The organism is Lentzea sokolovensis (assembly GCF_033949975.1).
In the GTDB taxonomy this organism is placed as follows: domain Bacteria; phylum Actinomycetota; class Actinomycetes; order Mycobacteriales; family Pseudonocardiaceae; genus Lentzea; species Lentzea sokolovensis.
In genome coordinates, this window is sequence record NZ_JAXAVU010000037.1 from 1 (window position 1) to 530 (window position 530).

The 530-nt window shown below is 65.3% G+C and carries 1 protein-coding gene; it reads right to left on the reverse strand.

Annotated features, from left to right (window positions below):
* Positions 1-530, reverse strand: a 530-nt coding sequence (locus tag SK854_RS48160; protein WP_319981900.1) for an NAD(P)-dependent oxidoreductase, incomplete at both ends; no start/stop codon positions are given.

Consider the following 530-nt stretch of genomic DNA (forward strand, 5'->3'; position numbering starts at 1 on the left):
GCGTTGCCCAGGTTCATCAGGCGGCCTTCGGACAGCACGATGATCGTGCGGCCCGACGGGAAGATCCACTCGTCGACCTGCGGCTTGATGTTGTTCTTGCGGATGCCGGGGTAGCGCTGCAGGCCCGCCATGTCGAGCTCGTTGTCGAAGTGGCCGACGTTGCCCAGGATCGCCTGGTGCTTCATCTGCGACATGTGCTCGACCGTCACGACGTCCTTGTTGCCGGTCGTCGTGATGACGATGTCGGCGATCGGCAGGACCGACTCGAGCTTCGCGACCTGGTAGCCGTCCATGGCCGCCTGCAGCGCGCAGATCGGGTCGATCTCGGTGACGATCACACGCGCACCCTGGCCGCGCAACGATTCCGCGGAGCCCTTGCCGACGTCGCCGTAGCCGCAGACGACGGCGACCTTGCCGCCGATCAGGACGTCGGTGCCGCGGTTGATGCCGTCGATCAGCGAGTGGCGGATGCCGTAGCGGTTGTCGAACTTCGACTTCGTCACCGCGTCGTTGACGTTGATCGCCGGGAA